The 14157-nt window shown below is 37.8% G+C and carries 14 protein-coding genes and 1 other annotated feature; of the genes, 10 read left to right on the top strand and 4 right to left on the bottom strand.

Going from position 1 to position 14157, the window contains the following annotated elements; all coding sequences use genetic code 11:
• The first annotated feature begins 42 nt into the window (after positions 1-42).
• Entirely contained in the window at positions 43-1170 is a 1128-nt protein-coding gene (locus tag IGJ04_RS10365; RefSeq protein WP_438840186.1) for a 5-methyltetrahydropteroyltriglutamate--homocysteine S-methyltransferase, read from the top strand.
• A gap of 50 nt (positions 1171-1220) precedes the next feature.
• Here IGJ04_RS10365 and IGJ04_RS10370 read toward each other — a convergent pair whose 3' ends face one another.
• Together IGJ04_RS10370 and IGJ04_RS10375 are read right to left on the bottom strand one after the other, a co-directional pair.
• A complete protein-coding gene (locus IGJ04_RS10370; RefSeq protein WP_438840187.1) occupies positions 1221-2405 on the bottom strand; it encodes an AI-2E family transporter in 1185 nt (394 codons plus the stop codon).
• A gap of 15 nt (positions 2406-2420) precedes the next feature.
• Entirely contained in the window at positions 2421-2936 is a 516-nt protein-coding gene (locus IGJ04_RS10375) for an HdeD family acid-resistance protein (protein ID WP_002395439.1), read from the bottom strand.
• A 192-nt stretch (positions 2937-3128) separates the two neighbouring features.
• On the opposite strand from IGJ04_RS10375, the gene IGJ04_RS10380 reads away from it, so the two are divergent.
• The 6 genes from IGJ04_RS10380 (at position 3129) to IGJ04_RS10405 (ending at position 8486) form a co-directional block, all read left to right on the top strand.
• On the top strand, positions 3129-3815 hold the full coding sequence (locus IGJ04_RS10380) for a DUF969 domain-containing protein (protein ID WP_438840188.1): 687 nt from the start codon (positions 3129-3131) through the stop codon (positions 3813-3815).
• Positions 3812-4756, top strand: a complete 945-nt coding sequence (locus IGJ04_RS10385) for a DUF979 domain-containing protein (RefSeq protein WP_002355267.1) — start codon at positions 3812-3814, stop codon at positions 4754-4756. Before IGJ04_RS10380 ends, IGJ04_RS10385 begins: the two co-directional genes overlap by 4 nt.
• 15 nt (positions 4757-4771) lie before the next feature.
• Positions 4772-5413 (top strand): pyroglutamyl-peptidase I, encoded by a 642-nt coding sequence (gene pcp, locus IGJ04_RS10390; protein ID WP_002355269.1) that lies wholly within the window; start codon positions 4772-4774, stop codon positions 5411-5413.
• 136 nt (positions 5414-5549) lie between these two features.
• Positions 5550-5725: a binding site (T-box leader), on the top strand.
• Positions 5726-5814: 89 nt separating this feature from the next.
• Entirely contained in the window at positions 5815-7260 is a 1446-nt protein-coding gene (gene nhaC / locus IGJ04_RS10395; RefSeq protein ID WP_002383673.1) for a Na+/H+ antiporter NhaC, read from the top strand.
• Positions 7261-7411: 151 nt separating this feature from the next.
• Positions 7412-7846 carry a MarR family winged helix-turn-helix transcriptional regulator gene (locus tag IGJ04_RS10400; protein ID WP_002362972.1) on the top strand — a complete coding sequence of 145 codons (435 nt, stop codon included), beginning with the start codon at positions 7412-7414 and terminating at the stop codon, positions 7844-7846.
• Between the two features lie 4 nt (positions 7847-7850).
• Positions 7851-8486, top strand: a complete 636-nt coding sequence (locus tag IGJ04_RS10405) for a nitroreductase family protein (RefSeq protein WP_010713585.1) — start codon at positions 7851-7853, stop codon at positions 8484-8486.
• Between the two features lie 42 nt (positions 8487-8528).
• Here IGJ04_RS10405 and IGJ04_RS10410 read toward each other — a convergent pair whose 3' ends face one another.
• A complete protein-coding gene (locus IGJ04_RS10410) occupies positions 8529-9362 on the bottom strand; it encodes a Cof-type HAD-IIB family hydrolase (protein ID WP_002370203.1) in 834 nt (277 codons plus the stop codon).
• Between the two features lie 183 nt (positions 9363-9545).
• Here IGJ04_RS10410 and IGJ04_RS10415 point away from each other — a divergent pair, with 183 nt between their 5' ends.
• The 3 genes from IGJ04_RS10415 to IGJ04_RS10425 are packed head-to-tail and all read left to right on the top strand — an operon-like array spanning position 9546 to position 13763.
• Positions 9546-11294 carry a PTS transporter subunit EIIC gene (locus tag IGJ04_RS10415; RefSeq protein ID WP_438840189.1) on the top strand — a complete coding sequence of 583 codons (1749 nt, stop codon included), beginning with the start codon at positions 9546-9548 and terminating at the stop codon, positions 11292-11294.
• Positions 11285-13318, top strand: coding sequence for a BglG family transcription antiterminator (locus IGJ04_RS10420; protein ID WP_438840190.1), 2034 nt, complete (start codon positions 11285-11287; stop codon positions 13316-13318). Before IGJ04_RS10415 ends, IGJ04_RS10420 begins: the two co-directional genes overlap by 10 nt.
• A gap of 10 nt (positions 13319-13328) precedes the next feature.
• A complete protein-coding gene (locus IGJ04_RS10425) occupies positions 13329-13763 on the top strand; it encodes a PTS sugar transporter subunit IIA (RefSeq protein ID WP_016631084.1) in 435 nt (144 codons plus the stop codon).
• A 270-nt stretch (positions 13764-14033) separates the two neighbouring features.
• Here IGJ04_RS10425 and IGJ04_RS10430 read toward each other — a convergent pair whose 3' ends face one another.
• The gene (locus tag IGJ04_RS10430; RefSeq protein ID WP_122975133.1) at positions 14034-14129 is read right to left on the bottom strand and encodes a type I toxin-antitoxin system Fst family toxin; all 96 of its coding nucleotides are present in this window, start codon (positions 14127-14129) and stop codon (positions 14034-14036) included.
• Between the last annotated feature and the right edge of the window lie 28 nt (positions 14130-14157).

Genomic DNA, 14157 nt, shown 5'->3' on the forward strand with positions numbered 1-14157 from the left:
AGGGCGTTTTTTTATAAATAAAAATAGGAAAGAGTGAGGCAAATGAGTAGTCAGATTCCTTTTACAGTTGATCATGTGGGAAGTTTTTTACGTCCAGAAACAATTAAGAAAGCACGGAAAAAGGTCCAAGCAGGTGCGTTATCTCAAGCAGAGCTACGTCTTATTGAAGATGAAGAAATCAAAGCATTAGTAGCAAAACAAAAAGCTGGCGGCTTACGGGGAATCACAGATGGTGAATTTCGTCGCGGTTTTTGGCATATTGATTTCTTAGAAGGATTAAATGGTGTGACAGGCTATATCCCAGAAACGGGGTATAACCAAACCTTTCATGGAAAAGCAGCTCCGGCCTATAATATCCGCGTAGTGGATCAAATATCTTTTCCTGCACAACATCCATTTTTAGAGGACTTTTCATTTTTAAAAGAGGTGGTGGAAGTTGGTGATGGCACGGTAGCCAAAGCAACGATCCCTAGTCCGACCATGATTTTACGTCAAGAAATTTTATCCAACGACGGCACCTCGCGCATTCAAACAATTTATCCAGAGATTGGTGCTTTTTATAAGGATTTAGCACAAACATATAAAGACGCAATTGCGGCCTTTTACGAGAGAGGTTGCCGTTATTTGCAATTTGATGATACAAATTGGGCGTTTCTAGCGGATCAGACAAAACAAGAAGAATTACGAGCAAAAGGAATACAGCCAGAAGAAATTGCACAAGTGTGTACCACGATTATTAATGAAGCCTTAGCTGGCAAGCCAGAAGATTTAACTGTAACCACACACATTTGCCGTGGGAACCATGCTTCGTCTTGGTTATTTTCAGGTGGTTATGAACCGATAGCAAAAGAATTATTTGCTACGAATTATGATGGTTTCTTCTTGGAATATGACTCAGATCGTGCAGGGGACTTTTCACCATTAAGACATTGGCAAAATAATGGCAGCAAAGTCGTTTTAGGTTTAGTTACTTCTAAGTTTCCTGAATTAGAAGAGACTGAACAAGTGAAAGCACGAATTGAAGAAGCTCAACAGTTTATTCCTTTAGAAAACTTAAGTATTAGTCCGCAATGTGGTTTTGCTTCGACAGAAGAAGGAAATCGTTTGACGGAGAAAGAACAATGGCGCAAAGTTCAATTACTTCAAGAAATTGCTAGAGAAGTATGGTAAAAAACTGGGACATAAGTCTAAACGGCTTATGTCCCAGTTTTTTCATTGTATTATTTTAAATATTGATCTTTAGTAAAATTCGTGTGTTCATACTCGCCGTTGTCACCATAAAAGCGGTTATAGCGTTGTTTGAATTTGCGGAATAAATAAATGACTGTCACTTTAACTAGGCAATACATTGGAATCCCAAAAATAACGCCCATTAAACCAAACAGTTCACCCATAACTAACAAGACAAGTAAAATAGTAATCGGATGGACTTTTAATTTATCGCCCATCACACGAGGAATAACAAAATCACCATGAATCAATTGGATGGCAAACCAGACGATAACAAATTTAACTACCATAAATGTGGAATCCTGAAAGGCAATAATCAATCCAGGAATAAAGGCAATAAATGGCCCGATATAAGGAATAATACATAAAATACCCGCAGCTAAAGCTAAAATGCTACCAAATTGTAAACCAATTAATAGAAAAGCTGGCCAATACATAATCCCTAAAACCAACGAAGCAATGACTTGACCTTTTAGATAATCGCCAATTTGAATGTTGGCAATTTGGCTATATTCATCAAAATCAGGACGAAAAGCTGGGGGAATGATGCCTTTTACAAAGCGATAAAACTTTTCTTTGTCTTTTAAAAGGAAAAAGGCGATGATAGGTCCTGTAAACAAGGTTAGGAAAGTAGAAGAAACTGCAGAAAAGACGCTTCCCAGACCTTGTGCGCCTGTTTGTAGGTAATCCCCTGCAAAGTCTTTAAAGGAGTTTGTAAGTTTGCCCCAGAGCTGATTAATCGACTCATTAGCAGATTCTAAATCTTTTGCAAAAGGTGTTTTAGCCATAAATTCTTGTACTGTTTGGAGCGTGCTTTTCCAAAAACTTGGGAATTGTTTGATTAATTCTTCCGTTTGGTCTTGGATAATTGGGAAAAGTTGCAGTCCAGCTAACACTAGTAATGCAATAATTAAGACATAGAGAATCGCGATCGCCCAAACACGGGGAATTTTTTTCTCAAAGCGTTTCACCATTGGATTAAGCAAATAAAATAGAATAATACCAAAAAGTACCGGGCCTAAGACGGCACTAAAAATAACAAAAATTGGTTTAAAGATAAATGAAACAGTGTTGAATAAAAAGATAGTTACAGCAATTAGACAAAGGATAGTTAATGTGTAAAGTAAATTTTTCCCACCTAAAAAGCGGATCCACTTGGTACTTTCTTTATCCATAAGTTGCTCCTTTCGTTAAGCTTTATTTCTAAAATGACCAATAATTTCAATGACACCCATGAAAATCAGGATAAATCCAAAGACTTGCATCAAAACTAAGAGACTTTTGAAGGGGTTGAAAACTAAAACAGCTCCAGCGATTAAAACCAGAATACTGTAGATAAGCGCGCCTGTTTGACGAGTATTTAAAGCAAAAGTCAATTGAACGAGGCCGTTTATAACGATACTAATCCCTAATAAAAACGGCAGAATCGAAACAATCACCGGTGCAAAAAATAAAAAGGCTACTGCTAAGACGACAAAGATTAAACCTGTTACGAAACCAAGCCCCCAGCTACCCGTTTGTTTTTTTATTTTGTAGTCATCATAAATATTAATTAACCCTAAAAGCATCAAATAACCAGCAATTAAATAACCGACGAACTGGAAGAAAGCACTGGGATTAAAGACAATGGCACTTCCGATAACGATAAAGACGGCGTCGCGCAATAGGGTATGGCGTCGAAAATTTTCTCTAAAAGTTTGGAACATAAAAATCCTCCTCAATGTTATTGTTTCTTTTATTCTAGCGGAAAAAAGAAAAAAGTGCGAGTGGTAGCTCTAAAAAGTGTTGGAAACTGTGTCTTTAGAAAAAATAACATTAAAAATTAAAAAAGTCTTACAAATGAGCGAAAATTGGCATATAATGGAAAGTGAAATTTTATTTTAAGAAGGAGAGATTTGATGGATTTATTACCTTTATTAGGCGTATTGATCGTCATTGTCGGCTTCGCATTGAAATTTGATGCTATCTTGATTGTGATGGTTGCTTTAATAGTGACGGCTTTTACTGGCGGGCTTGGTTTGACATCAATGCTAGAAACACTAGGAACAACCTTTGTGAATAATCGAGGCATGGCTATCTTTATTATTATTATGTTAGCAACAGGAACGTTAGAGAGAAATGGCTTGAAAGAGTCAGCGGCTACGTTGATTAAACGATTCAAAAAGGTATCTGCTGGTGTGGTTATTGACATTTATGGTGTCTTTCGGATTATCTTCGCCGCTTTTAACGTAAGTTTCGGTGGGGTAGCAGGTTTTGTGCGTCCGATTATTTTGCCAATGGCGTTAGGAACAATTGAATCAAAAAATTTACCAATGGTGCCAGAGTATGAAGAAGAACTAAAAGGGATGGCTTCAGCCATGGAAAATATCTGTTGGTTCTTTGGTCAAGTTCTGTTTGTTGGTGGGGCTGGGGCATTGCTTGTTCAATCAACATTGAAAGATTTAGGCTATGAAGTGACATTAGGTAAATTGGCTTTAGTGGAAGTACCAGTCGCCTTAGTTGCCTTAATTTCGGCAAGTATTTACTTTATTTTAAAAGAAAAAAGATTACGTAAAAAATATTATGGACAGGAGGGACTGAAATGAGTTTTTTCACAGATCCAAGTATTGATTTGAGTGCAAAGTTATTGGAAGTCCTTTATATTTTTATGGGTATTATCTTGTTATATACAAGTTTTCGTAGTTTTCGTGATAAAACCAATCAACATGCGTATGGGACTAGTTTATTCTGGGGGATTTTAGGGATCTTAATCGGTTTTGGTCGGTTTATTCCACCAGTTGCCTGTGGCGTACTTATTTTTGTGATGACAATTCCGGCAATTCTTCAAAAAGTGACAAAAGGAGAAAGTCGCTTACCTTCGAAAGAATACATGGAAAAAATGTCTCAAAAATTAGGAATGAAGATTTTTATTCCCGCACTAAGTATCGGGGTTTTTGCAATTCTTTTTGCCACATTGACTACTTTAGGAGCTTTAGTCGGTGTCGGTGTTGGTGTCTTTGTAGCGATTTTCATCATGATGTTCTTTTCTAAAAATAATACGCCGAAAGTATTTTTTGATGATGCGGCGGAAATGTTAGAAACAGTCGGTCCTCTTAGTACGTTGCCAATGCTATTAGCTTGTTTAGGTGCTGTTTTTACTAGCGCTGGTGTTGGTGAGATTATTTCAAAAGGAGTTAGTGCCGTAGTACCAGCAGGAAATGTCAATGTAGGGATTATTATTTATGCTGTGGGAATGGTTATTTTTACGGCTATCATGGGCAATGCCTTTGCAGCAATAACCGTGATGACAGTCGGAATTGGTGTGCCGTTTGTCTTTTCTTTAGGTGCAGATCCCGCATTAGTTGGGATGGTTGCCTTAACATGTGGTTTTTGTGGTACACTGTTAACACCGATGGCTGCGAACTTTAATATCGTACCTGTAGCCATGTTGGAAATGAAAGATAAGTACGGCGTCATTAAAAATCAATTGCCGATTGCACTCTTCATGTTAATTTTCCAAATTGTTTATATGATTCTATTCAAATAAGAAAGGATGATCGAAATGAAAGTTGTCGTTACTGGCTTTGATCCATTTGGAGGAGAAGCAATCAATCCTGCCTTTGAAGCAGTCAAAAAATTACCTGCTGAAATTGCAGGAGCTGAAATTATTAAAGTTGAGGTGCCAACTGTTTTTGGCACTAGTGGTGAAAAAGTGGCTGAAGCAATTGAAACCCATCAACCAGATATGGTGATTTGTGTTGGACAAGCAGGCGGCCGCCAAACAGTCACTGTTGAAAAAGTGGCGATTAATTTAGCGGAAGCGCGTATCCCGGATAATGCAGGACAACAACCAAGCGATGTGCCATTGGTTGAAGATGGAGCAACAGCCTATTTTACAAATTTACCGATTAAAGCGATGGTAAAAAATTGTCATGACCATCAATTACCTGCAGCGATTTCTTATACAGCAGGAACCTTTGTATGTAATGATATTATGTATCACTTACTACACTTAATTAACACTAAATATCCAACTATTCGTGGCGGATTTATTCATGTTCCGTTCCTACCAGAACAAACAATTGATAAACCAACGTTTGCTTCTATGTCATTAGAAGCAATCACAGATTCTTTGTTCTATATGATTGAAGCAGCGGTAAAAACGCAAGAAGATATTCAACTACAAGGTGGCACAACCCACTAATTAACTGGCGCTTTCGTGAGAACGGAGGCGCTTTTCTATTTTTACAAAAAGAAAAAGTAATTTTTGTTGGCGTGTGAAAAAATTTTTTATGCTATTTTCGTTGACAAGTCGGTTTCTTCTTGGTATATTGAGATTCATAAATTATTAGCCCAGTAGGAAATAGATGTTTTGTTCAGAAAGTCGATGGTTGCTGCGAATCGATCAAGTCTATTTGTGAATTACACTAATAAGTAGTGACAATTACATAATACATAAGCGAGAAGCAAGTAAGCTTCTAATTAAGGTGGTACCGCGGAGAGATTCGTCCTTATTCTTTAAGGATGAATCTCTCTTTTTATGTAGCTTTAGGAGGCGTTTTCAATGAGTTGTGGAGGGGTTATTCGTTATCATAAGATCCTTTAATGTCAGAGTATTCAGAAAAAAGATTAGAGGAGAGTAACGAAATGAAAGAAAAACAGAAAAAGAAGACCGTGAGTGTTCGAGAAGCAAGTATCGTGTTATTAATTATTGTGGCAGCTATTGCAACAGGAGTAATTGGCTTAAAGATATCGCCAAATATTACTATTTTGTTTGTGATTGCATTGATTTTAGGCTACGCAATGTTTCGTAAAGTACCATTTGATCAAATGCATAAAGGGATTGTTGATGGCTTGAAGCCAGGAATTATTCCAATTTTTATTTTCATTTTAGTGGGGGCATTGATTGCCGTTTGGATTCAAGCAGGAATTATTCCAACGATTATGGTTTTTGGTTTTAAAATGATTAGTGTTAAATGGTTTGTGCCGTCAGTTTTTATTGTCTGTGCGATTGTCGGCAGTGCAGTAGGTAGTGCTTTTACAGTGATGTCAACAATTGGAATTGCCTTTTTCGGTATTGGCAGTACCTTAGGGTTAAATCCTGCTTTAGTTGTGGGGGCGATTGTTTCTGGTTCAGTTTTTGGTGATAAAATGTCACCTTTATCAGAATCAACAAACTTAGCCGCAGCGATTGTTGAAGCGGATTTGTTTAAACACATAAAAAACTTGATGTGGTCGACTGTACCAGCATTTATCGTCTCTTTAATCTTGTTTATGATTTTAGGACAAACGTACGCGAATACAAGTCTGACAGAAGTAGTTCAAGTTATTCAAGTATTGGAAGACCACTTTACCATTTCAATTTGGTCATTGTTACCATTAGCCTTAATGTTAATCTGTGCCTGGCGCAAAATTCCAGCGATTATCACGATTTTGTTGAACATTATTGTGGCAGTAATTATGATTATTATTCAAAATCCGAAAGTATCGTTGCAGGCATTAGGAAACACGTTGGAAAATGGGTTTGTTTCTCAAACGGGGAACGCACAAATTGATCAATTATTAAGTCGTGGCGGGATTATGAGTATGATGCCGACTGTGGCACTTATTATTCTAACGTTGTCTCTAGGTGGCTTATTAATGGAATTAGGATTGATTTCTGCGGTCATGGAAGTTGTTTCGCAGAAAATGAGCAGTACACCGAAATTGATTTTATCAACGTTATTAACAGGAATTGGCGTAAATATTTTTATTGGTGAACAATTCCTATCGGTTATTTTACCAGGGAATGCCTTTAAAGAAGTTTACAAAAAAGAAGGTTTGGATCCGACTGTTTTAGGCAGAACCTTGGAGGATGGTGGGACGGTTATTAACTACCTCATTCCTTGGGGGATTGCAGGTAGCTTCGTAGCGGGGACCTTTGGCGTACCAACGTTGACTTACTTACCATTTGTTTTCTTTAGCTTATTATCGCCTGTCTTCTCAATGGTCAGTGCATTTACTGGTTTAGGGATTAAGCGGTTATCAGCAGAACCTGTTACCGAAAAATAGATTGATTAAAATAGAACAGTTGATGGGGAATACTGTAGTTTCTCTCTGTCAATTGTTCTATTTTTCTTGTAAAAAAGGTTGCATTTTTAGAAAGAAACAGTTATAGTTGACTAGTCAATTGTTGACGAGTCATCTTTTTAAGGAGGAAACTATGTCGTTATCATTACGGGAAGTCAGCCAATTATTATGTCAGTTAAAGGTATTAGATCAAAAAATTACCAAAGTTTTTGAAGAGCAAGTTGGCTTGAGTTTGACTCGTTATGAGTTGCTGATGATTTTAAAAGAACGTCAGCCGTGTCTTCAAACGGAGATTCAAGAACACTTAAAAATCGATAGTGGTGCGGTCACTCGCCATTTGAAAATTTTAGAAGAGAAACAGTATGTGACACGACAGCGAAATCCAGAAAATAATCGGGAAGTGCTAGTGCATTTAACAGAAAAAGCACAACAAGAACTACAGCAATGTACAGCCAAGCAACAAACGGTAACAGAAATTATTCCCAGTACATTTACAAAGGACGACTGTCGCCAGTTAAAAGAACTTTTGACAAAACTAGATCAAAGCATTACAACGAAAGAGGTATGATAGAATGACAACATATACAACGAATGATTTTTCAGAGATTGTTTTTGGCCGCAAATCGGTTCGGGTGTACGATGAAACCCATAAAATTTCTCATGAAGAAATGTTAACAATGATTCAAGAAGCGACCACCGCCCCTTCTTCTGTTAACATGCAGCCATGGCGTTTTGTCGTAGTAGAAAGTGAAGTAGGCAAAGAAAAATTAAAACCCTTAATTCGCTTTAATACGCGTCAAAATGAAACATCTTCTGCAATGCTCTTAATTTTTGGTGATCTAAACTGCCATGAGCGAGGAGAGGAAATTTACAATCAAGCCTATGCTAGTGGTAAAATGCCTAAGGAAGTGCGGGACCAACAATTAGCAGCCATTATTCCCCATTATGAAAGTTTAAGTAGAGAACAAATGAATGACATCGTAAAAATTGATGCGAGTTTAGCAGCTATGCAATTTATGTTAGTGGCACGAGCTCACGGATATGAAACAAATCCAATCGGTGGTTTTGAAGCGGAAAAATTAGCCGAAACATTTGGTTTAGATCAAGAGCGCTATGTCCCAGTAATGATTTTATCTGTGGGTAAGGGCATGGAAACTGGCTATGAATCTGTTCGTTTAGCACCAGAAAAAATCACGACATTTGAATAGGCAATAAAAAATGACGGCGTACGCTTGCATTAACCAACTTTCTTAAAGAAAGTTGGTTAATGCAACAGCGATGCCGTCATTGTCGTTGGATAAAGTGACTTCCGTTGCGATGCTTTTAAGCTCGTCAACGGCGTTTTCCATAGCAATTCCCGTGCCGGCCCATTCCAACATTGTATAATCGTTGTGACCATCACCAAAAGCAATTACTTCTTCAGCAGTTATGCCTAACTGTAGGGTTAGTTTTTCTAAAGAACGCGCTTTATCAATATTTTTTGCGGTAAATTCAAAATAGAAAGGAGCGGAAAAAGCAGCGGTGACGGTTTCTTTGAAAGGCGCGTAGATGGCCTCATGATATTTTTGTAAATAGGCGGGTTCACCAGCAATTAAAATTTTGTTCAAGGGAAAGTTTAGTCTGGCGGCTAAATCACGCCACTCACATAATTGAAAGTTGCCACCCCGTGATTCATATTCAATAATATTAAAATCACCAGTCTCTAAATGTAAGGTGTTATGAAAAACATCATTGACATACATAAATGTTTCATCATTAATCATTGGAATTACGTCAAATTGTTTCAAATGCTCTAAAATTTGTTGACTCAATGACTTTGAAATTGTCTGGTTAAATAGTTGTTGCTGACTGCCATGATGGGTGACACAAGCGCCGTTATAGGAAAGTAGGTGTCCATTATAATGAGCCATCTCCAATTCATCTGCTAAGGGCCGCATACCGTTAGTCGGGCGGCCAGAAGCCAAAATCAGTGATAGGCCTTGCTTTTGTGCAGCTACTAATGCTTGTCGCGTTTTTGGTGAAATCTTTTTTTCTGAAGTTAACAAGGTACCATCAATATCCATTACAATTGCTTTGATTGCCATAATTGGCCTCCAATCCGAAGAATTTCTTTCTTTTAGTATAAAAGTTTTTTCTATTAATGTAAACGGATTCTCTTGTGAGGTGTATAAAAGAATTATTTTACAAAAATCTATACTATTTTTTTGTGAAATTTCATATAATAGAAGTATTCTAATTATCTACATAGAGAGCGAGGGACAAGGAATATGAAGGAAAAAGAAATGCATTCGCTCTTTTTTAAACATAAGTTTGTGAAAGTAACTCCCTATTTACGTCGTTTTGGTCATCGTTTGAGTGGGATGATTATGCCAAATTTGAGTATTTTTATTGCGTGGAGCTTATTGTCTTTGGTGGCTGGCTATACGACAGGGAATCTACGGCTAGCTCTTTCTGAAGTCGAAACGATAATGATTCGAGTTGTTTTACCGATTTTAATTGGTTTTACAGGCGGAAAAATGTTCGAGGAACAACGTGGCGGCGTTGTTGCTGCTATTGCGACAGTGGGCGTGATTGTTTCCACAGATGTTCCACAGTTGTTTGGTGCTATGTTTATTGGCCCTTTAGCAGGATATACTTTCGCCAAAATTGAACAAATTTTCTTACCGAAAGTTAAAGAAGGCTATGAGATGCTGACTAAAAACTTTTTAGCAGGAATTGTGGGAGGACTGCTTTGCTGTTTTGGTATTCTGGTTGTAGCTCCTACTGTTGAAAGCGCTAGTTTTTGGCTGTATCAATTTTCTTCTTGGTTAATTGAAGCCAATCTTTTACCATTGGTTCACGTTTTCTTAGAACCCTTAAAAGTGTTATTTTTTAATAATGCGATTAATCATGGCTTATTAACGCCTCTAGGTTTAGAAGGTGCTAGTCAAACAGGTCAGTCCATTTTATTTTTATTGGAAACAAACCCTGGACCAGGCGTGGGCGTTTTGGTTGCTTTTCTGCTGTTTGGTCCTGTAGGACAACGAAAAACAGCAGGAGGCGCCACCATGATTCAACTGATTGGGGGCATTCATGAAATTTATTTTCCGTTTGTTTTAATGGATCCGCGCTTATTTTTAGCAGTAATTGCTGGAGGAATGAGTGGTACGCTTGTTTTTCAAATATTTAATGTGGGGCTAAGTGCTCCAGCTTCGCCAGGTTCATTGGTTGCGATTTTAGCCAATGCCCCGACTGATGCGAGGCTGGCGGTTTTTAGCGGAATTTTTGTTAGCTTTCTGTGCTCTTTTGCAATAGCAAGCTTGTTATTAAAACGTCAACGAGGAATTGAACCAGTTTCAATGATAAAGATGAAGGAGAAGGAGGAAGACCAAGTGGAAACAGTCACACCTAACTATCAGCAAATTTTATTTGTTTGTGATGCAGGAATGGGCTCAAGTGCCATGGGGGCTAGTTTGCTAAGCCGACAATTAAAAGCTGTGGACTTGGAGATACCTGTGACTTACCAGTCCGTTCATCAGATGAAGTGGCAGCCTAAGACATTAGTGGTCATTCAAGCAGAATTGAAACAGTTAGCACAAAAGTACGTCCCAGAAAAGGATATGGTGAGTGTTCAAAATTTTTTAGAAATTAAATCCTATTACCCGCAAGTTTTAGCCAAACTGACTGCTTCTTCTCAAGAGCAATCTTCACTTGGTTCAGAGTCTACTGGAACGAAATCGACCAAACAAAGACAGAAGCTTGTTTTTTTATATGCCGAGAATGTTCGAGGATCGCAAACAATGGGAATGGAATTATTGCGGCAACAAGCAGCGAAACAAGGAGTCGCGATTGAAGTATCTAAAGAACCACTGGAAACAGTCTTTTTTACCAAGGAGACAACCTACGTAGTGACTCGTGAACTGGCGCAAGCCTATCATTTAGATCTAACGCAACAAAATTTATACGTAGTTACTAGTTTTTTGAATAAGAAAGAGTATCAAGAATGGCTGGAAGGAGGAGCTGATAGATGTTTTTAACGACAAGAGAAACTGTTCTATTAACGGAATTAGTGAATAGTCCCACCCCCGTTTCAGTAAACCGCATGATGAATTTGTTAAAGGTTAGCCGCCGGACGGTATATCGTGAATTAGAAAATTTAGAAACCTCGCTAGCATCGATGGGCGCGACGTTGGAAAAAGTAGCTCGTGGGCGCTTTTCGATTCAAGCAGATGAAGCAGCGATGACGGAAATTCAGGCTGCTATTTTAGGAGAAGAGACACAGGAACTTTCTACTTTGGCGCGGCAACATGCGATTTTATTGACATTACTGCAAACAAAAGAGCCAGTCTCTATGCATTATTTTCTGGAAACGTATTGTATTAGTAATACGACTTTTTATGCCGATATTAAACAATTAGAAACATGGATTGCTCGGATTCCGTTGACGATTTCTCGGAATCAAGGCTATGAAGTGACTGGTTCTGAAAAATATCGCCGTCTTCTAATGGCGAATATTCTAAGTATGGAAATTAATGAGTACCAATTTTTTCATTTTACCGAATTAACGACAAACGACCATTTTTTCTTTCAATTTATTCATGCGGAACATTTAGCATTTGCACAAAAAATTGTTCAGCCAGAAGTAGAAACTTTATTTCCAGCATTAAGTGATCGTAAATTACAACATTTGATTTTAATGTTAACAATTGCGATGGATCGGGTCACTGCAGGTTTTTATTTAGCTGATGAGACCTATACTGGGCAGATGAATAAGGCCTTTCTAAATTGTTCTAAACGACTTTTTTCAAAAGTCGCTGCTGAAACGAAACAACTATACGCTGTCAGTGAGATTGTTTTTTTTGCTAGCTTATTAAGTGATTTTTCTAATTCTTTTGATGAAGATTTTTTTGATGAACATTTTGACACTCAGCTGGCTTATGAAGTGAAACAACTGATTGAAGCAGTAAGTCAAGAAACGGAAGTTAATTTTTTCGAAGATACCAATCTGTATAAAATGTTGTTGACGCATTTATCAGGTGTTTTTTCTCGGGCGGTTTTACAAGAAGAAGATTTAACGAATCCCATTTTAGAACGGATCATGAATCAATATCAAGAAATAGCTGCGGCTTTACGCCAAGCGTTGCCGCAAATTTTTCCGCAAAAGAATTTATCGGAAGAGGAAATTGCCTACATGGTACTTCATTTTGCCAATTCTTTAGAACGGAGTCCCAAAATTATGGAAGTTGATATTGCTGGTTTTTCTCCTAGCGGTTTGGCTTCGACAAGTATGCTGGAAATGCGATTACGGCGCTACTTTCCTTTTATCAACCAGATTCATTTTTTTCGGATTGCGGATTTAGGTAAGGTGAATGTTGAGGAAAACTATGACTTAGTGATTTCCACTTCGTTATTACCAGGATATAACGGTAAATATAAATTGATCTCACCGTTACTTTTAGACGATGAAATCCGCCAATTGAAAGAAGAGTTTAAGCGGATTAGTCACGAAAAACGCTCGCTTAGGAAAGCGCCTGTGAAAAAAATAGGTGGCGAAGAAAGCTACGAAACGGTGGTCGCTTTCATGGAAGAAATTAGTAAACTATTAGAAACATTTTTCATAGCAGATTTAAATAATCAAGCGGATTTAGCTGAAACCGTTCAACAAGCTCTCGCGCAACTTTCCGCAGATTTAATCACCGATAGTGCAATCGTCTGTCAGCAATTGATGAAACGTTACGAGCAAGCGCCTATTGGGATTCCTCAGACGGAAATGGCCTTATTCCATACCTCAAGTACAGCAGTGACACAGCCTGTTTTTTGTATTTTTAATCTGGCCCAGCCACTTATGATTGAAGGTATGGATAAAAAGCCGATGCAGTTACAACGTATGTTACTCATGCTAGCGCCGATGCCGATTGATGAAACAATCGGGAAAATTTTAGGGAAAATCAGTGGTGCGATTATTATGAATGATTTAAATACAGAAATTTTTCATTCAGGAAATGAAGCCATTGTTTATCAGTTGCTTTCGTCATTATTAATTGAAGAAATGAAAGGCTAGGTGTTGAGAGATGTTTGAAATTACAGCGGAGCAAATAATGTTGAATCAATCGTATGCTAGTTGGGAGGAAGCACTTGCAGCTTCTGGTGAATTACTGCTAAAAAATCAGTTGGTCACGCCTGACTATGTCAAAGCAATGTATCAACGTCAACAAAAAGTCAGCGTGTATATCGGTAACTTCGTGGCATTGCCTCATGCGGAAGGACAAGATGAACAAGTTTTAAAAGAAGGGATTTGCTTTATTCAAGTGCCTGATGGGGTCAACTTTGGTACGGAAGCAGATCGAAAAATAGCTACTTTGTTATTTGTCGTTGCTCTAAAAAGTCAACGGCAACTAAGCATGCTTCAAGAATTAGCTTTTTTCTGTTCAGATCTCGAAAACATTCAGCGGCTCAGTGATTGTCGAACAATAGATGAAGCGCAAAAAATTCTGGCTAAAGCCTAAAGTTACGTCTGAAAAAAATTGGTAGTAAAAAATCAATTCATTCTGAAATGTTCAATAATTATTGAAATAATTTTATAATAAAAATTAAAATATTTTTATTTAAGAGATTAAACAAAAAAGATAAGAAGATTCCTTGACAAAAAATAGGCCCTATGATAAATTTAAGGTAACTTGTGACAAAGTCGTGCATGGATGCACTAAAAAGACACCCTATCAGTAGTAGGGTGTCTTTTTTTGCTGTTTAGACAGCAGCGGCTGGAAGCAACTTGTTTATTCCTCGTTCTGTTTTTCCAACCAAATGGTTACAAGTTTCAGGACAATCCCGACAAAAATCGGCACAAGAATTTTTGTGACAATGTCGTACATGTGATGCACCTCCTTTCGAGGCAAGTCG

The sequence above is a fragment of the Enterococcus sp. AZ050 genome, from assembly GCF_051715085.1.
Classification (GTDB): Bacteria; Bacillota; Bacilli; order Lactobacillales; family Enterococcaceae; genus Enterococcus; species Enterococcus faecalis.